Raw genomic sequence first — 17,817 nt, 5'->3', positions numbered from 1 at the left:
TTATGGTATCAGCAGCAGAACAAATGGCAGCCAATACAAGCTGGGCTGCCCTTGGCAAAGCCACCGATCTGCGCAACCGCATCCTGTTCACGCTGGGTTTGCTGATCGTCTATCGTCTGGGCACCTTCATTCCGGTGCCGGGGATTGACGGACAGGCGCTGCGCGAGTTCATGGAACAGGCGGGGCAGGGCATCGGCGGCATGGTTTCGATGTTCACCGGCGGGGCGCTGGGTCGGATGGGTATCTTTGCCCTCGGCATCATGCCTTATATCTCGGCCTCGATCATCGTGCAGCTGCTGACATCTATGGTTCCCGCGCTCGAACAGCTCAAGAAAGAGGGCGAGCAGGGGCGCAAAAAGATCAACCAGTACACCCGTTTCGGTACCGTGGCGCTGGCCACCGTTCAGGCCTATGGTCTGGCCGTGTCGCTGGAATCGGGCGATCTGGCGACCGATCCGGGGCTGTATTTCCGCTTTTCGACCATGATCACTCTGGTTGGCGGCACCATGTTCCTGATGTGGCTGGGTGAGCAGATCACCGCGCGCGGCATCGGCAACGGGATTTCCCTGATCATCTTCGTCGGCATCATTGCCGAGGTTCCGGCCGCGCTGGCGCAGTTCTTTGCCTCGGGCCGCAGCGGCGCGATCAGCCCTGCAGTGATCGTTGGTGTGATCGTCATGGTCATCGCCGTGATCACCTTTGTGGTCTTCATGGAACGCGCGTTGCGCAAGATCCACATTCAGTACCCGCGCCGTCAGGCCGGTATGAAAGTGTACGAAGGTGGATCCAGCCACCTGCCAGTCAAGGTCAACCCAGCGGGCGTGATCCCTGCGATCTTTGCCAGCTCGCTGCTGCTGCTGCCGGTGACGATCTCGACCTTCTCGTCGGGGGCGGCCAACGGTCCGATCATGTCGTGGATGCTGGCCAACTTTGGCCCCGGACAGCCGCTGTATCTGCTGTTCTTTGCTTCGATGATCGTGTTCTTCGCCTATTTCTACACATTCAACGTATCGTTCAAACCGGATGATGTGGCGGACAATCTGAAAAAGCAGAACGGCTTTGTTCCCGGTATCCGTCCGGGCAAGAAAACCGCCGAATATCTGGAATACGTGGTCAACCGCGTGCTGGTTCTGGGCTCGGCCTATCTGGCGGCGGTCTGTCTGTTGCCTGAAATCCTTCGGGGCCAGTTTGCCATCCCGTTCTACTTCGGCGGCACCTCGGTTCTGATTATCGTCTCTGTAACCATGGACACGATCCAGCAGGTTCAGAGCCATTTGCTGGCGCATCAATACGAAGGGCTGATCGAAAAGTCCCAACTGCGCGGCAAAAGCAAGAAACGCGGCAGGAAGGGACCCGCTCGTCGATGAACATCATTCTTCTTGGCCCCCCGGGGGCAGGTAAAGGGACGCAGGCGCGTCACCTGGTCGAAACACGCGGCATGGTCCAGCTGAGCACCGGTGACATGCTGCGCGAGGCCAAGGACAGCGGCACCGAGATGGGCAACCGCGTGGCCGAGGTCATGGCCAAGGGCGAACTGGTCACCGATGAGATCGTCATCGGCCTGATCCGCGAAAAGCTGGAGCAGGGCGCCGAGGGTGGTTTCATCTTTGACGGTTTCCCGCGCACGCTGGCGCAGGCGGACGCGCTGGGTGAATTGCTGGACAGCACCGGCAACAGCCTGGACGCGGTGATCGAGATGGAGGTCGACGATACCGCGCTGGTCCAGCGCATCACGGCCCGGTCGACCTGTGGCGGTTGCGGTGAAGTCTATAACGACATCACCAAGCCGATTCCTGCAGATGGCAAATGCACCAACTGCGGCAAGGAAAACGACTTCAAGCGCCGCGCCGACGACAATGAGGAAAGCCTCAAGACCCGTCTGATGGAATACTACAAAAAGACCTCGCCGCTGATCGGCTATTACTACGCCAAAGGTGCGTTGACCAAGGTCAACGGGCTGGGCGAGATCGCCGAGGTTCAGGGCTCGATCGCGCAGGTTCTGGACGCCTGAAAAGCTTGAACCGTTTATGGGCTTGACCTGAACCGGAAAAGCCCATATCGACCCCCATCCCCATTGGGAATCAAGACCGCAAGCGGGATTCGTTCCGTTTGCCCCTACTACCTCGAAATAATGCTGGATCCTCTGGCGTCACTGCCAAGATCAAGTGTTGTGAAAAAAGGTTCCGGAGTTACGGAACCGCAACAAAAAGGAAAGTGACACGTGGCACGTATTGCCGGCGTAAACATCCCGACTGCCAAGCGGGTACCTATCGCCCTCACATATATCACCGGTATCGGCAACACCTCGGCCAAAGCGATCTGCGAAGCCGTGGGCATTGAAGCGACCCGTCGCGTCAACGAACTGTCCGACGCCGAAGTTCTGAAAATCCGCGAATACATCGACGAAAACTACACCGTTGAAGGTGATCTGCGTCGTGAAGTTCAGATGAACGTCAAGCGCCTGATGGACCTGGGCTGCTATCGCGGTCTGCGTCACCGCCGCAACCTGCCGGTTCGCGGTCAGCGCACCCACACCAACGCTCGTACCCGCAAAGGCCCCGCAAAGGCCATCGCTGGTAAGAAGAAATAAGGGAGGGTCTGACTGATGGCACGTGATAAGACTCGCGTTAAGCGCAAAGAGCGCAAGAACATCGCATCGGGCGTCGCCCATGTGAACTCGACCTTCAACAACACCAAGATCCTGATCTCGGACGTACAGGGCAACGCCATTTCGTGGTCGTCTGCCGGTACCATGGGCTTCAAGGGATCGCGGAAATCGACCCCCTACGCCGCTCAGATGGCTGCTGAAGATGCAGGCAAGAAGGCGCAGGAACATGGCGTCAAGACGCTGGAAGTCGAAGTTCAGGGCCCCGGTTCGGGTCGTGAATCGGCTCTGCGCGCGCTGGCTGCCGTGGGCTTCAACATCACGTCGATCCGCGACGTGACACCGATTGCTCACAACGGCTGCCGCCCGCCGAAGCGTCGCCGCGTCTAAGCGATTTTGAATTGAGCTGGGGCCAGTGTTTTTGCACGGCCCCAGCACGTCATTTTGAACCTCGGGCGTCTGCACCTTGTTGGTCATGGGGCGCGGACAGGAATGGAGGGATTACATGATCCACAAGAATTGGGCAGAATTGATCAAGCCGACCCAGCTGGACGGCAAGCCGGGCAACGACCCTGCACGTCAGGCAACCCTGGTTGCTGAACCGCTGGAGCGTGGCTTTGGTCTGACCTTGGGCAACGCCCTGCGCCGCGTTCTGATGAGCTCGCTGCAAGGCGCGGCCATCACCAGCGTTCAGATCGACAACGTCCTGCACGAGTTCTCGAGCGTGGCGGGCGTGCGTGAAGACGTCACCGACATTATCCTGAACCTCAAAGGCGTGTCGCTGCGCATGGAAGTCGAAGGCCCCAAGCGCCTGTCGATCAATGCCAAAGGCCCCGCCGTTGTCACCGCTGGCGACATCAGCGAAAGCGCCGGTATCGAGGTTCTGAACCGCGACCACGTCATCTGCCACCTGGACGATGGCGCCGATCTGTTCATGGAACTGACCGTCAACACCGGCAAGGGTTACGTTTCGGCTGAGAAGAACAAGCCCGAAGATGCACCCATCGGCCTGATCCCGATCGACGCGATCTATTCGCCGGTCAAGAAGGTCGCCTATGACGTTCAGCCGACCCGTGAAGGTCAGGTTCTGGACTATGACAAGCTGACCCTGAAGATCGAAACCGACGGGTCGATCACGCCCGAGGACGCGCTGGCCTATGCTGCGCGCATCCTGCAGGACCAGCTGTCGATCTTCGTCAACTTCGACGAGCCGGAATCGGCCGGCCGCCAGGACGAGGATGACGGTCTGGAGTTCAACCCGCTGCTGCTGAAGAAAGTCGACGAGCTGGAACTGTCGGTCCGTTCGGCAAACTGCCTGAAGAACGACAACATCGTTTACATTGGCGATCTGATCCAGAAGACCGAAGCCGAGATGCTGCGCACCCCGAACTTCGGCCGCAAGTCGCTGAACGAGATCAAGGAAGTGCTGTCCGGCATGGGGCTGCACCTTGGCATGGATGTCGAGGACTGGCCGCCCGACAACATCGAAGACCTGGCGAAGAAATTCGAAGACGCGTTCTGAGGTGAGATGGGTGCAAGCACCCATCCTACATGACGAACCCCAGTAGGATGGGTGATTTCACCCATCCACGAAAATGCCCGGACTGCCGGGGACAACTAGGGCAATGATGCCCCAAGGAGAGCGCCTGACACGCATCGGGTGCCAGACAAAGCAAAACGCGAAAGAAGGAACTGAAAAATGCGTCACGCACGTGGTTACCGCCGCCTGAACCGTACTCATGAGCACCGCAAGGCGCTGTTTGCGAACATGGCTGGCTCGCTCATCGAGCATGAGCAAATCAAAACAACTCTGCCCAAGGCAAAAGAACTGCGCCCGATCATCGAAAAGCTGGTCACTCTGGGCAAGCGCGGCGACCTGCACGCCCGCCGTCAGGCCGCAGCACAGCTGAAAGAAGACAAAGACGTCGCAAAGCTGTTCGAAGTTCTGGGCCCCCGCTACGCCGAGCGTCAGGGCGGTTATGTCCGCATCCTGAAAGCTGGCTTCCGCTATGGTGACATGGCGCCGATGGCGATCATCGAATTCGTTGATCGTGACGTCGATGCCAAAGGCGCGGCCGACAAGGCCCGCGTTGCTGCCGAAGAGGCCGCAGAAGAATAAGTCGATCCGACGATCTGACTGTCAGACCCCTGCGTCCCGGACGTGGGGGTTTTCTTTTTCCCGAACGCGGTCACGGATGCCGCGCTTGCATTACCGGCCCGGTGGCCGCATATCCTACGGGTCTCTGAAGATTGAGGTCGGAATGCTGCGCGCGACAGTTTTAGCTTTCTCCATTTTGTCGGCATCACTTGCCACGGCGGAAACACGGGTTCCGCAGTCCCAGGCTGACATCAGTCTGGGTTTTGCCCCGGTCGTCAAACAAGCCGCCCCGGCGGTTGTGAACATCTATGCCAAGATCGTCCGGCAGGGGCGCACCAACCCGTTGTTCTCGGACCCGTTCTTTCAGGATTTCTTTGGTGGCGGCTTTGGCACCCCGCAGCCGCGAGTGCAAAACTCGCTGGGTTCGGGCGTGATCCTGTCCGATAACGGCTATGTGGTGTCGAATTACCATGTTGTGGGCTCGGCGACCGAAATCCGCGTGGTGACAACCGACCGGCGTGAGTTTTCGGCGACGGTTGTTCTGGGGCATGAGGAAAGCGACATCGCCATTCTGCGGCTAGAGGATGCGTCTGACCTGCCTTACCTGAACCTGCGGGACTCGGATCAGGTTGAGGTGGGAGAGCTTGCGCTGGCCATCGGTAACCCGTTCGGGGTCGGGCAGACGGTGTCGTCGGGCATCATCTCGGGTCTGGCGCGGACCGGGACCGCCACGGGCAATGCGCGGGGGTATTTCATTCAGACCGACGCGGCGATCAATCCGGGCAATTCGGGCGGTGCGCTGATTGATGTGAATGGCGATCTGATCGGGATCAATACCTCGATCCTGACCCGCTCGGGCGGGTCAAACGGGATCGGCTTTGCCATTCCGGCCAATCTGGTGGCCGAGTTTCTGCGGCAAGCGCAGGCCGGCAATGACAGTTTCGTCAGCCCCTGGGCGGGGATCACTGGCCAGCATATGAGCGCTGATATCGCCGAGTCGCTGGGTCTGGCCATCCCATTGGGCGTGGTGATTTCAGATCTGCATGACCTTAGCCCACTGGCCGAGGCCGGTCTGAGGGTCGGCGATGTGGTGACGCACGTGGACGGGGATGAGGTGAACTCTCCCGCCGAGATGAAATTCCGCATGTCCGTTACCGGGGTTGGTGGAACCTCGGTTCTGACCCGGTTGCGCGGCGAGGATCGCGATGACGTGGAAGTGGCCCTGATCAAAGCGCCTGAAACACCTGCCGCTGAAGAAACCACTCTGGACGACCGTACGGTGCTGCCCGAATTGAAGGTATCAGGGGTCAACCCGGCGGTTATCACAAGGCTGGGGCTGCGCCTGACGCAGACCGGGGTCGTGGTCATTGATCCCGGGCCATATGGTGCCCGCGCCGGACTGCGCACCGGGGACGTTCTGGACGCGATCAACGGTGCCGCCATTGAACGACCGCGCGACGTTGTGCAAGCACTGACCGATCCCAGCCGTCGGGTGCAGATGACGATCCAGCGCGGCGGTCGCACCCTGTCACTGCGGTTCCGGCTGTAACGTCATGAGCGACCTGTTCGACACTGGCGCGACCGAGCCTGCACCGGCCCCTCATCGCCCTTTGGCGGATCGGCTGCGCCCGCAAACGCTGGCCGAGGTGATCGGGCAGCAGCAGGTGTTGGGACCGGATGCGCCCTTGGGCGTCATGCTGGCCTCGGGCAGCCTGTCCAGCCTGATTTTCTGGGGGCCGCCGGGTGTTGGCAAGACAACGATCGCTCGACTTCTGGCGCAGGAAACCGATCTGCATTTCGTTCAGATCAGCGCGATTTTCACCGGCGTTCCGGACCTGAAGAAGGTGTTCGAGGCGGCAAAGATCCGACGTCAGAACGGGCAGGGTACTTTGCTTTTCGTGGATGAGATCCATCGCTTCAACAAAGCCCAGCAGGACGGGTTCCTGCCGCATATGGAGGATGGCACCATCCTGTTGGTCGGGGCAACGACCGAGAACCCGTCCTTCGAGTTGAACGCCGCTGTGCTCAGCCGGTCGCAGGTGTTGGTGCTGGAGCGTCTGGGCCTTTTCGATCTGGAGCGTCTTGCCCAACGGGCCGAGAAGGAACTGGGCAAAACCTTACCTCTGACACCGGCGGCACGCGATGCGTTGCAGGAAATGGCCGACGGCGACGGACGTGCCTTGTTGAACCTGATTGAACAGGTGGCTGCCTGGAAGGTCGATGCACCGCTGGACCCGGATGCGCTGTCGACGCGTTTGATGCGCCGCGCGGCCAAGTACGACAAGTCGGGGGACGAACATTACAACCTGATTTCGGCCCTGCATAAATCGGTGCGCGGCTCAGACCCTGATGCTGCCTTATATTGGTTTGCCCGGATGCTGACCGGCGGCGAGGACCCGCGCTATCTGGCGCGGCGCATCACCCGTATGGCGGTCGAGGATATCGGGCTGGCCGACCCGCAAGCGCAGGCGATTTGTTTGCAGTCGTGGGAAACCTACGAACGGCTCGGCTCGCCCGAGGGAGAGTTGGCGCTGGCGCAGGCGCTGGTCTATCTGGCGCTGGCCCCGAAATCGAACGGGGCCTATGTGGGCTACAAGGCGGCGATGCGGCTGGCCAAGCAATCGGGCAGCGAGCCGCCGCCCAAACACATCCTGAATGCGCCGACGTCGTTGATGAAGGATCAGGGTTACGGCGCAGGTTACGCTTATGATCATGATGCCGAAGATGGTTTTTCAGGCCAGAACTACTTTCCCGAGACGATGAAACGGCCCGTTCTGTATCAACCGGTCGAGCGCGGGTTCGAGCGTGAGTTGAAGAAACGACTGGATTACTTTGCCAAGCTGCGGTCGCAGCGAAACAGCGGGTAACGCAGGGTCAGGTCCGCTGCTGCCGTGGCGTCACAGGAGACAGGTGGCGCAACTCGGGTTTCCCTTGGGTCAGTGACTGCAAGGGAGGACGCGTCATGCCCGTATCAATCGAAAAATCCGAGGATGTCTGGACCGTCATTCATGACCGGCCCGAGGCCCGCAATGCAGTGGATGCCGATCACGCGAAGGCCTTGGCCGATGCCTTTCTGGAGTTTGAGCATAGCGACGCCAAGGTGGCGGTGTTCTGGGGCAAAGGCGGCAATTTCTGCGCAGGGTGGGACCTGAAGATGGCCGCAACCCTGGCCGATCCGGAACTGGGTGAAGCGTATTACGAGAGACACGGCTTTCCCATAGGATCAGCCCCGTCGACATTGGGGCCAATGGGGCCATCGCGTCTGGAATTGTCGAAACCGGTGATCGGTGCGATAGAGGGGGCCGCCGTGGCGGGCGGGATGGAGCTTGCCTTGTGGTGCGATATCAGGGTGATGGCCGAAACCGCTTATCAAGGTGTCTTTTGCCGCCGCTGGGGCGTGACCCTGATGGATGGCGGGACAGTCCGCCTGCCGCGTCTGGTCGGGCAGGGCAAGGCGCTGGAAATCGCGCTGACCGGGCGCAAGGTCGAGGCCGAGGAATGCTATCGCATCGGGCTGGCCGAGAAGGTTGTGCCCCATGGCGAGGCGCGGGCCGCTGCCGAGGCCATGGCCCATGACATCGCGCGTTTCCCGCAAGAGGCGGTGCGGGCTGACCGACGCTCGATCATCGAAACGCGCGGGATGTCTGTGCGCGATGGGCTGAAGCTCGAATGGGCCAACGGGTTGGAAGCGATCCGCCGCGAAGGCACCGCAGGCGCGGGGCGGTTCCGGGACGGGGCCGGGCGGCACGGAGATTTCCGGAACATCTGACGGGCCGCTGATTGCTTGACTCTTGCGCCGTTGCGGGCGACAGACGCGCATGTTTTCTAGGACACTGGCAATAGCGCAATCCGGGCGGGTCAGCCGCGCGGCGCAAGGGGCAATGGCATGAGTGGCGTACAGATGATTACGGTCGCAGACGGCGACGGAGATCAACGGGTAGACCGCTGGCTGCGCCGCCTGTTCCCGCATGTCAGCCAGGGGCGCATCGAAAAGATGTGCCGCAAGGGCGAGTTGCGCGTGGATGGCAGCCGGGCCAAAGCCTCGACCCGGTTAGAGGTGGGGCAGGTCGTGCGCGTGCCACCCTTACCCGACGCGGATCACAAACCAGCCGAGGTCAAGCGGAGCGTGTCCGACGCGGATGCGAAGATGATCCAGTCCTGCGTGATTTACCGCGACGATCATGTTCTGGCACTGAACAAGCCGCATGGCCTGCCGGTGCAGGGCGGCAGCGGCCAGACACGTCATGTGGACAGCCTGTCCGAAGCGTTGCGCTTTGGCTATGACGAAAACCCGCGTCTGGTGCATCGTCTGGACAAGGACACATCCGGTGTTCTGCTGCTGGCGCGGACGCGCGAGGCCGCCAAAGGGCTGACCGCCGCCTTCCGGCACCGCGACACGCGCAAGATCTATTGGGCCTTGGTCGCAGGTGTGCCCACGCCTTATCTGGGAGAGATCAAGACCGGTCTGGTCAAGGCCGCAGGCCATGGCAAGCAGGGCGAGGGCGAGAAGATGATCCCGGTGCATATGGGCGACATCGACAGCACGCCGGGTGCAAAACGCGCCCATACGCATTACGCAACGCTCTACCGTGTGGCGGGGCGCGCCGCCTGGGTGGCAATGGAGCCGATCACTGGCCGGACCCACCAACTGCGCGCCCATATGGCCGCGATTGGGCATCCGATCATCGGGGATGGGAAATACGGCGGATCGGGTCAGGAAAACCTCGGCGATGGCTGGGGCGCGCAATTGGGTGGGATCATCAGCAAGAAGCTGCACCTGCACGCGCGGCGTGCGTCTTTTCAGCACCCGATGACGCGCAAACCGATCACCATCGAAGCGCCCCTGCCTGAGCATATGAAGCACAGTTGGGACACGTTCGGCTGGACCGAAGACCTTGCCGCCGACGACCCGTTTGAGGAGCTGCAATGAGCGCACCCCTGCGGCTGGTTCTGTTCGATGTCGATGGCACTCTGGTCGACAGTCAGGGCAGCATCGTCCATTGCATGACCGCCAGTTTTCAGGCGGCTTCGGTTGTTGTCCCGCCCCGAGAGGCGATTCTGTCGATCGTCGGCCTGTCCCTGCCACAGGCCATTGCGCGGCTGGCGCCGGATCAGTCCGACGCGGTGCAGGCGCAATTGGTCGAGGGCTACAAGCAAGCCTTCCACGCCCACCGGCTGGACCTGGGTGCCGCCAGTTCGCCGCTGTATCCTGGTGCGCGCGCGGCGATTGAAGCCCTGTATGCGGTGCCCGAAATCCTTTTGGGTGTCGCAACCGGCAAATCTCAGCGCGGTCTGGACGCGTTGATCGAGGCGCATGGGCTGGAGCGTTACTTTGTGACCCGGCAGGTGGCCGATCATCACCCGTCAAAACCGCATCCTTCGATGGTGCAGACCGCGTTGGCGGAAACCGGGGTCGAGGCGGCGAACGCGGTGATGATCGGGGATACCAGCTATGACATGGACATGGCCGCCGCTGCCGGAGTTGCCGGGATCGGTGTGTCCTGGGGTTATCACGATTCATCAGCGCTGACCTCTGCCACCTGTATGATCGAAACCTTCGACCAGTTGCCCCGCGCGCTGGACACGATTTGGACCTGAGACATGAGCGATTGGAAACCGAAACGCTTCTGGACAAACAGCACCGTGGTCGAGGCCGAGGGTGGCCACACGGTCGAATTGGATGGTCGCCGGGTCAAGACCCCGGCCAAAGCGGCGTTGATCCTGCCGACACATGCGATGGCTCAGGCCGTGGCTGCCGAATGGGAGGCACAGGAAAAAGAGGTGGACCCTGCCACCATGCCCTTCACCCGCTCGGCCAATGCCGCCATCGACAAGGTGCGCATTCAGCACGGCGAAGTGGCGGATATGCTGGCGGATTACGGCGACTCTGATCTGCTGTGCTACCGCGCCACGCACCCGCAAGAGCTGCAGATGCGTCAGGCCACGGAATGGGACCCGGCGCTGGACTGGGCCGCTGAACATTTGTCAGCCCGGTTGATCCCCGTCGCGGGTGTCCTGCACAAGCCGCAATCGCCAGAGGCGTTGCAGCATCTGCGCGCCCGCGTGCATGACATGGATGCGTTCCAGCTGGCGGCGTTCCACGATCTGGTCAGCCTGTCCGGGTCCTTGGTCCTGGGCTTTGCTGCGGCCATGAACTGGCGCAATCCGGACGAGATATGGCGCATTTCGCGTCTGGATGAGGACTGGCAAATCGAGCAATGGGGCCACGACGACGAGGCCCATGCAGCCAGTGAGGTAAAGAAAGCCGCCTTTCTGCACGCCAAGAGGTTCTTCGACCTGTCAGTTTGATCCGTCACAACCTGATTTTTGGGCGTAAGTGCATGAACCAGCGGGCCAGATCCATCGTTTTCACTGATCCGGCCCTTGACGTTTGTTTATGATTGCGCCCAAACTCATGCCCACTAAAGGGGAGACACCTTTGGGGTAACCTTACCGGCATCCACTTGCCGGACAGAGCCGCCTTTCAAAGGGCGGAAAATCAGGAAGAGGTAAAAATGAAAAAATCCGTAATCTTGGGCGCGGCAACAGTTGCCGGTCTGGCCGCAAGCGCAGCAGTGGCGGGTACCATTGACGACGTCAAGGCGCGTGGGACTCTGAACTGTGGTGTGACCACCGGTCTGGTTGGCTTTGCGGCACCCGACGCGAATGGTGAATGGCAGGGCTTTGACGTTTCGCTATGCCGTGCTGTAGCTGCTGCTGTTCTAGGCGATGCGAACGCTGTTGAATTCGTTCCGACCACCGGCAAGACTCGCTTTACCGCGCTGGCGTCTGGCGAAATCGACATGCTGGCCCGGAACACCACCTGGACCTTCAGCCGTGACGTTGACCTGAAGTTCGAATTCACCGGTGTGAACTACTATGACGGTCAGGGCTTTATGGTTCCAAAGGCACTGGGCGTCAGCTCGGCCAAGGAACTGGACGGCGCAACCGTCTGCATCCAAACTGGCACCACCACCGAGCTGAACCTGGCCGATTTCTTCCGTGCCAACAACATCAGCTACGAGCCGGTTCCGATCGAAACCAACGCAGAAGCGCAGCAGCAGTATCTCGCTGGCGCATGTGACGTTTACACCACCGACGCTTCGGGCCTGGCCGCGACACGTGCTACGTTCGAAAATCCCGGTGATCACGTCCTGCTGCCCGAAATCATCTCGAAAGAGCCGCTGGGCCCGTTGGTCCGTCACGGCGATCACGAGTGGGGCGATGTTGTCCGCTGGACCCTGAACGCGCTAATCTCGGCTGAAGAACTGGGCGTGACCTCGGCCAATATCGACGAACTGTCGAGCGGCACTGACAACCCGGAAGTGAACCGACTGCTGGGCACCGAAGGTACCCTGGGCGAAATGCTGGGTCTGGACGCTGACTGGGCTGCTAAGGCGATCAAAGCCGGTGGTAACTACGGCGAAGTGTTTGCCAAAAACATCGGTGAAGAAACTCCGATCGGTCTGGCACGCGGCCTTAACGCTCAGTGGACCGAAGGCGGCCTGCTGTACTCGCCGCCGTTCCGCTAAGTCATCAACGGGAGAGGGCGCAGGGCAACCTGCGCCCTCTTCTACTATAACTGCTGTGGACAGAAACGGAGCGGGGACAACCTCGCCGGGGTAAAAACAGTCCACAAGCTACGGGGATCCCAAAACATGTCGACTATGACTGACCCACCGAAAGCTGATTTTCGGTTGTCTATGCTCATAAACGATACCCGCTACAGATCGCTGACCTTTCAGGTGATTGCGGCCATCGTTATTGCGCTATCCATCTGGTATCTTGGCAATAACCTGATCCAGAATCTTCGAGCCGCAGGGCTCAATATTTCTTATACCTTTCTTGGCGACTCAGCCGGGTATGACATCAACCAGCGACTGATAGAATATGACAGCCAATCCTCGCACGGACGCGCGGCGATTGTTGGTATTCTCAATACGCTTCTGGTTGCTGTTCTGGCCTGTATCACGGCCACCATATTTGGAGTGATCGCGGGGGTTCTGCGACTGTCCAACAACTGGCTCGTGTCGAAACTGATGGCGGTTTATGTCGAGATCTTCCGGAACATCCCGGTTCTGATCTGGATCATCATCATCTTTACGATCATGACGGCCGTGCTGCCGGGGCCAAGGGCGTTCCGGGGCGAAGACCCGTCTTCGACCATGCTGTTCGATGCGTTCGCATTCACCAACCGGGGTGTCTATATCCCGCGGCCCGAATTCACCAACGGGCTGTTTGGCGCGACAATTTTGAACTGGCTACTCGTGATTGCCGGTCTGGTGGGATCGTGGTTCGCTGCGCACGAAGTCGAAAAACGCGCCACGCTGAAACAAGAACAGACTGGCGAGCGCCCCCAGACGTTCATGATCAAACTGGCCATCTGGCTGGGTCCGCTTGTCGTTCTGATGGTTCTGATGGGCCTGACCTGGGACATCCCCGAATTGAAGGGTTTCAACTTCAGCGGTGGTATCAAGGTCGGTGGCCCGCTGATCGCCCTGTGGTTCGCGCTGTCGATCTACACTGGTGCCTTTATCGCTGAAAACGTGCGGGCGGGTATTCAGGCGATCTCGAAAGGTCAGACCGAGGCTGCTGCGGCCCTTGGCCTGCGTCCGGGTCGGATCATGAACCTGGTGGTTCTGCCTCAGGCGTTGCGGGTGATCATCCCACCGCTGATTTCGCAGTACCTCAACATCACCAAGAACTCGTCGCTGGCCATTGCCGTGGGATATGCAGATATCACCGCGACCTTGGGTGGTATCACGCTGAACCAGACCGGTCGCGCGATTGAGTGTGTTCTGCTGCTGATGCTGTTCTACCTGACGGCGTCGCTGACGATCTCGATGGTGATGAACATCTACAACGCATCCGTCAAGTTGAAGGAGCGCTGAGCCATGGCCGATCAATCAACAAATCCGATCGCCTTTGTGGCTGACGGGACAATCCCGCCCTCGCCACCGCCTGCAAACCAGACGGGTGCCATCAAATGGCTGCGCGAGAACCTGTTTTCGGGCGTCACCAACACCATCCTGACACTGCTGTCGCTGGTCCTGATCTATCTGTTGCTGAAGAACATCCTGCCATGGATGCTCAACGGGGTCTGGAATGCAAACTCGCTGGCGGAATGCCGCGAGATCCTGGCGGGCAAGACCGGGGCCTGTTTCGCGGTTCTGACGGAACGCTGGCCGCAGCTGATCTATGGGTTCAAATACCCGGCTGAAGCTTACTGGCGCCCGAATCTGGCCTTTGTGCTGATGCTGGTGGCGTTTGCTCCGGTGCTGTTCTTCGATCTGCCGCGTAAGTTGCTGATCTTTACCGGCCTGTACCCGTTCATCGCTTTCTGGCTGATCTGGGGGGGCACGATCCTTGCGCCACTGGTTGCGCTGGTGGGCTGTGTGGCAGCAGGTGCCGTTTTCCAGAAACTGGGCAAGAACAGCTTTGCCGCCGGGTTCTTCGGCGCGATTGTCGTAGCGCTGATCATATGGAATGTCGGCGGGGCGCTGATCCCGGAAGGTGCGTCAGAAAACGCCTGGCTTTCGGCTGTTCCCAGCCGTGACCTGGGTGGCTTCATGCTGAACATGATGCTGGGCGTGACCTGTGTGTCGCTGTCGGTGCCGCTGGGCATTGCCCTGGCGCTGGGCCGTCAGTCCAACATGCCGCTGATCAAGTGGGTCTGCGTTATCTTCATCGAATTCATCCGTGGCGTGCCTTTGATCACGCTGCTGTTCGTGGCTTCGGTGATGCTGGCCTATTTCTTCCCGCCTGACAGCACGGTCGACCTGTTCCTGCGCGTTGTGATCATGATCACCATGTTCTCGGCCGCCTATATCGCCGAGGTGATCCGCGGCGGTCTGGCAGCGCTTCCACGTGGGCAGTACGAGGCAGCAGACAGTCTGGGCCTTGATTACCCGCAGGCGATGCGGCTGATCATCCTGCCGCAGGCTCTGAAGATCTCGATCCCCGGTATCGTGAACGTGGCCGTGGGCCTGTTCAAGGACACCACACTGGTTTCGGTCATTTCGATGTTCGATCTGGTGGGCATGATCCGGGGTCCCATCCTGGCGTCAACCGAATGGAACGGCGTCTATTGGGAGCTTCTGGGCTTTGCCGCGCTTCTGTTCTTCGTCGTCTGTTACGGCATCTCTCAATATTCCCAGTGGCTCGAGCGTCGCCTTGCCACGGATCATCGTTAAGGAGTTCAACACATGTCTGAACTTGCAGTAGAACGCGAAATCGACCGCTCGAAAATGCAGGTGAGCGACGAGGTCGCCATCGAAATCAACAACATGAACAAGTGGTACGGGTCCTTCCACGTGCTGCGTGACATCAATCTGACCGTCAATCAGGGCGAGCGGATCGTGATCGCGGGGCCGTCGGGGTCGGGTAAGTCCACCCTGATCCGCTGCCTGAACGCGCTGGAAGAACACCAGCAAGGCAAGATCGTGGTGGACGGGATCGAGCTGTCGAATGACCTGAAAAACATCGACAAGATCCGGTCCGAGGTTGGCATGGTGTTCCAGCACTTCAACCTGTTCCCACACCTGACCATTCTGGAAAACTGCACGTTGGCCCCGATCTGGGTGCGCAAGACGCCCAAGAAAGAGGCCGAAGAGCGTGCGATGCATTTCCTGGAAAAGGTGAAAATCCCGGAACAGGCCGACAAGTATCCCGGTATGCTGTCCGGTGGTCAGCAGCAGCGTGTGGCGATTGCGCGAAGCCTGTGCATGATGCCGCGGATCATGTTGTTCGATGAGCCGACCTCGGCGCTGGACCCGGAGATGATCAAAGAGGTGCTCGACACCATGATCGAACTGGCCGAGGAAGGCATGACCATGCTGTGTGTGACGCATGAGATGGGCTTTGCCCGGCAGGTCGCCAACCGCGTGATCTTTATGGATGCCGGTCAGATCGTGGAACAGAACGAACCGGAAGAGTTCTTCAACAATCCGCAGAGCGAGCGGACCAAGCTGTTCCTCAGCCAGATTCTGGGGCACTGAACCGGATCAGATTTTGGAAAGGCGGGGTTTTGCCCCGCCTTTTTCTATTCCAGCAACTCACGCGGAATGGTGAATCCCAATACCGCCCCGCTGCGCCATGTTACATCTGCCCAGTTTGTGATGTCGAACCGGATAACCGCTGTCGCACAGGTGGGGTAATCGTAGAATCTGGCGTGATCTGGGCCTTGCCGCACGATGTGCTGTGCGAAACCCGCGATGCCCGGATTGTGCCCCAGCATCAGCACCGTTTCCCCTGTTGCGCCTGACAGGACGGTCAGCATCTCGTCCGGCCCGGCATGATAGAGGGTGCGGGTAAAGCCGACCGTTTCAGCCGACAGGCCCATCCTGCCCCATGTCTCGCGGGTCCGGGCTGAGGTGGAACTGATGACCTCATCCGGCAGCCACCGGTTTTCGCGCAGCCATCCGGCAATCGCCGGGGCCGACTTGCGCCCGCGTTTGTTCAGCGGGCGCTCATGGTCGCTGGCAACCGGCGCGTCCCAACTGGATTTTGCGTGGCGGGTCAGGATCAGAGTGCGGGTCATGACGGGTGGAACGCTTTCATATGGTGGGCGGACTGTTCCGGGTCGCGGCCCGCGCCGCTGCTAAGTGGGCAGGCCAGCCGGGCAAGGCATCCGCCGGTCATGCAGCTTTGCCCCTCGGGCGTATTCAGATGGCCATGGCAGGCATCGACGCTGTAAAAGGCTTCGGCATTCAGCGCCCCGACCGGGCAGGCCGTCGTGCAGGGGGCTGGGCAGGCAAGGCAGGGCGAGGCGGCGTTGACCTCGGGGATGTCGAACTCCTGCGCAAAATGCAGCGCGCCACGGTACGAGATCATCATGCCGACCGTGTCATGAACCAACGCGCCAACCGGGCTGCTGAAGGTGCGTCCGGATTTCAGCGCCCAGTCGATGAACGGGGCGTAAGGCGGTCCGCCGAATGGGAAATGGGCCTCTGCGCCCAGTGACTGTGCCATCCCGCCGATGACACGCCTGGACCAACGGTCCACCGGATCAGGACCCTGCCATTCGGGAGACGCTTTTAAAACCGGCCAAAAAGCCGAACCCGCCCCGAGTAAGACCAGAGTCCCCCCGTCCAGCCCTTTGGCACCGCTGATCCGTGGATGGGTCGCACCCATGACGATCAGACCCGCTTGATGCGCAACGCGCCCCACCCAGCCAAAGCTGATTGCCGCCATGTAAGAGGAGGGTGGGGGATATCCGGTCATCTCTCCTCCGCAGATTGGATCAGTCGGGCCGGATCAGCGAACCCGCGCCGTGCTCGGTGAACAGCTCCAGCAGGACCGCATTGGGAGCGCGCCCGTCCAGAATGACCACGGCCCGCACGCCGCTGTGCAGCGCGTCCAGCGCCGTTTCGGTCTTGGGGATCATGCCGCCCGCAATGGTGCCGTCCATCGTCATCTCGCGGATTTGACCGGCTTTCAACTCGGTCACAACCTCTCCACCCGCGTTTTTAACACCGGATACATCGGTGAGCAGCAGCAGGCGATCCGCTTTCAACGCCGATGCAATCGCCCCGGCTGCGGTGTCGCCGTTGATGTTAAAGGTTTCGCCATTCTTGCCCGAACCCAGAGGTGCAATCACCGGAATCACATCATGTGAGAACAGATCGTGCAGAATTTTCGGGTTCATCTCGGACGGCGATCCGACAAACCCAAGCGACGGATCGGCCTGATCGCATACAATCAGGTTGGCATCCTTTCCGGACAGCCCCACGGCACTGCCACCCTGACCGTTGATCGCCTGCACGATGCGTTTGTTCACAAGGCCGGACAGCACCATCTCGACCACCTCAACGGTGGGTTTGTCAGTGACGCGCTTGCCGTTCACGAATTCGGATTTGATGTCCAACTGACCCAGCATCGCGTTGATCATCGGTCCGCCACCATGCACGATCACCGGGTTCACACCCACCTGCCGCATCAAAACCACGTCGCGGGCAAAGCTTTCCATTGCTTCGTCACTGCCCATGGCGTGACCGCCCAGCTTGATGACGACGATGGCCCCGTCATAGCGCTGCAGATAGGGCAGGGCACTGTTCAAGGTGGCGGCGGTGGCGATCCAATCCCGGTTCATGTCACGTGTCTTCATGGCTAAGTC

19 protein-coding genes are annotated in these 17,817 nt (G+C 60.3%); 16 read left to right on the top strand and 3 right to left on the bottom strand.

Features of this window, described 5'->3' with window-relative positions; genetic code table 11:
• The first annotated feature begins 2 nt into the window (after positions 1-2).
• The 16 genes from secY (at position 3) to ACR0AC_RS19280 (ending at position 15,700) form a co-directional block, all read left to right on the top strand.
• Entirely contained in the window at positions 3-1,367 is a 1,365-nt protein-coding gene (gene secY, locus ACR0AC_RS19355; protein WP_170456125.1) for a preprotein translocase subunit SecY, read from the top strand.
• The gene (locus ACR0AC_RS19350; protein ID WP_170634780.1) at positions 1,364-2,011 is read left to right on the top strand and encodes an adenylate kinase; all 648 of its coding nucleotides are present in this window, start codon (positions 1,364-1,366) and stop codon (positions 2,009-2,011) included. Before secY ends, ACR0AC_RS19350 begins: the two co-directional genes overlap by 4 nt.
• 210 nt (positions 2,012-2,221) lie before the next feature.
• On the top strand, positions 2,222-2,590 hold the full coding sequence (gene rpsM / locus ACR0AC_RS19345) for a 30S ribosomal protein S13 (RefSeq protein WP_170456119.1): 369 nt from the start codon (positions 2,222-2,224) through the stop codon (positions 2,588-2,590).
• Between the two features lie 15 nt (positions 2,591-2,605).
• Entirely contained in the window at positions 2,606-2,995 is a 390-nt protein-coding gene (gene rpsK / locus ACR0AC_RS19340; protein ID WP_008757289.1) for a 30S ribosomal protein S11, read from the top strand.
• A 115-nt stretch (positions 2,996-3,110) separates the two neighbouring features.
• Entirely contained in the window at positions 3,111-4,127 is a 1,017-nt protein-coding gene (locus ACR0AC_RS19335; RefSeq protein WP_170377644.1) for a DNA-directed RNA polymerase subunit alpha, read from the top strand.
• A gap of 177 nt (positions 4,128-4,304) precedes the next feature.
• The gene (gene rplQ, locus ACR0AC_RS19330; protein WP_170334079.1) at positions 4,305-4,724 is read left to right on the top strand and encodes a 50S ribosomal protein L17; all 420 of its coding nucleotides are present in this window, start codon (positions 4,305-4,307) and stop codon (positions 4,722-4,724) included.
• A gap of 142 nt (positions 4,725-4,866) precedes the next feature.
• Positions 4,867-6,252, top strand: a complete 1,386-nt coding sequence (locus ACR0AC_RS19325; RefSeq protein WP_480875482.1) for a trypsin-like peptidase domain-containing protein — start codon at positions 4,867-4,869, stop codon at positions 6,250-6,252.
• A gap of 4 nt (positions 6,253-6,256) precedes the next feature.
• Entirely contained in the window at positions 6,257-7,570 is a 1,314-nt protein-coding gene (locus ACR0AC_RS19320) for a replication-associated recombination protein A (RefSeq protein ID WP_480875479.1), read from the top strand.
• Positions 7,571-7,665: 95 nt separating this feature from the next.
• A complete protein-coding gene (locus ACR0AC_RS19315; protein WP_480780904.1) occupies positions 7,666-8,472 on the top strand; it encodes a crotonase/enoyl-CoA hydratase family protein in 807 nt (268 codons plus the stop codon).
• Positions 8,473-8,589: 117 nt separating this feature from the next.
• Positions 8,590-9,633, top strand: a complete 1,044-nt coding sequence (locus tag ACR0AC_RS19310; RefSeq protein WP_170624830.1) for an RluA family pseudouridine synthase — start codon at positions 8,590-8,592, stop codon at positions 9,631-9,633.
• Positions 9,630-10,301 (top strand): HAD-IA family hydrolase, encoded by a 672-nt coding sequence (locus tag ACR0AC_RS19305; protein WP_170456109.1) that lies wholly within the window; start codon positions 9,630-9,632, stop codon positions 10,299-10,301. The genes ACR0AC_RS19310 and ACR0AC_RS19305 overlap by 4 nt, the downstream gene beginning before the upstream one ends.
• Before the next feature lie 3 nt (positions 10,302-10,304).
• Positions 10,305-11,012, top strand: a complete 708-nt coding sequence (locus ACR0AC_RS19300; RefSeq protein ID WP_170456107.1) for an ATP12 family protein — start codon at positions 10,305-10,307, stop codon at positions 11,010-11,012.
• A gap of 206 nt (positions 11,013-11,218) precedes the next feature.
• Positions 11,219-12,235, top strand: coding sequence for an amino acid ABC transporter substrate-binding protein (locus ACR0AC_RS19295; RefSeq protein ID WP_170456105.1), 1,017 nt, complete (start codon positions 11,219-11,221; stop codon positions 12,233-12,235).
• 126 nt (positions 12,236-12,361) lie between these two features.
• Positions 12,362-13,594: an ABC transporter permease subunit gene (locus ACR0AC_RS19290; RefSeq protein ID WP_170456103.1), complete on the top strand. Its 1,233-nt coding sequence runs from the start codon at positions 12,362-12,364 to the stop codon at positions 13,592-13,594.
• Positions 13,595-13,597: 3 nt separating this feature from the next.
• Positions 13,598-14,896 (top strand): amino acid ABC transporter permease, encoded by a 1,299-nt coding sequence (locus tag ACR0AC_RS19285; protein ID WP_170456101.1) that lies wholly within the window; start codon positions 13,598-13,600, stop codon positions 14,894-14,896.
• A 12-nt stretch (positions 14,897-14,908) separates the two neighbouring features.
• Positions 14,909-15,700: an amino acid ABC transporter ATP-binding protein gene (locus ACR0AC_RS19280; protein ID WP_480583087.1), complete on the top strand. Its 792-nt coding sequence runs from the start codon at positions 14,909-14,911 to the stop codon at positions 15,698-15,700.
• 44 nt (positions 15,701-15,744) lie between these two features.
• Here the strand turns inward: ACR0AC_RS19280 and ACR0AC_RS19275 are convergent, their stop codons facing one another.
• From ACR0AC_RS19275 to argB, 3 genes are read right to left on the bottom strand one after another with little or no spacing between them, the layout of a single operon-like run.
• Positions 15,745-16,242, bottom strand: a complete 498-nt coding sequence (locus tag ACR0AC_RS19275; RefSeq protein ID WP_480875469.1) for a SixA phosphatase family protein — start codon at positions 16,240-16,242, stop codon at positions 15,745-15,747.
• Positions 16,239-16,925 carry a ferredoxin gene (locus ACR0AC_RS19270; RefSeq protein WP_480875467.1) on the bottom strand — a complete coding sequence of 229 codons (687 nt, stop codon included), beginning with the start codon at positions 16,923-16,925 and terminating at the stop codon, positions 16,239-16,241. The genes ACR0AC_RS19275 and ACR0AC_RS19270 overlap by 4 nt, the downstream gene beginning before the upstream one ends.
• Before the next feature lie 19 nt (positions 16,926-16,944).
• Positions 16,945-17,808: an acetylglutamate kinase gene (gene argB, locus ACR0AC_RS19265; protein WP_170524933.1), complete on the bottom strand. Its 864-nt coding sequence runs from the start codon at positions 17,806-17,808 to the stop codon at positions 16,945-16,947.
• Positions 17,809-17,817 lie beyond the last annotated feature (9 nt).

The sequence above is a fragment of the Ruegeria sp. H7 genome (assembly GCF_056532945.1).
Note: the sequence above shows the minus strand (reverse complement) of the source record. Positions and strands in the feature narration are given on the sequence as shown.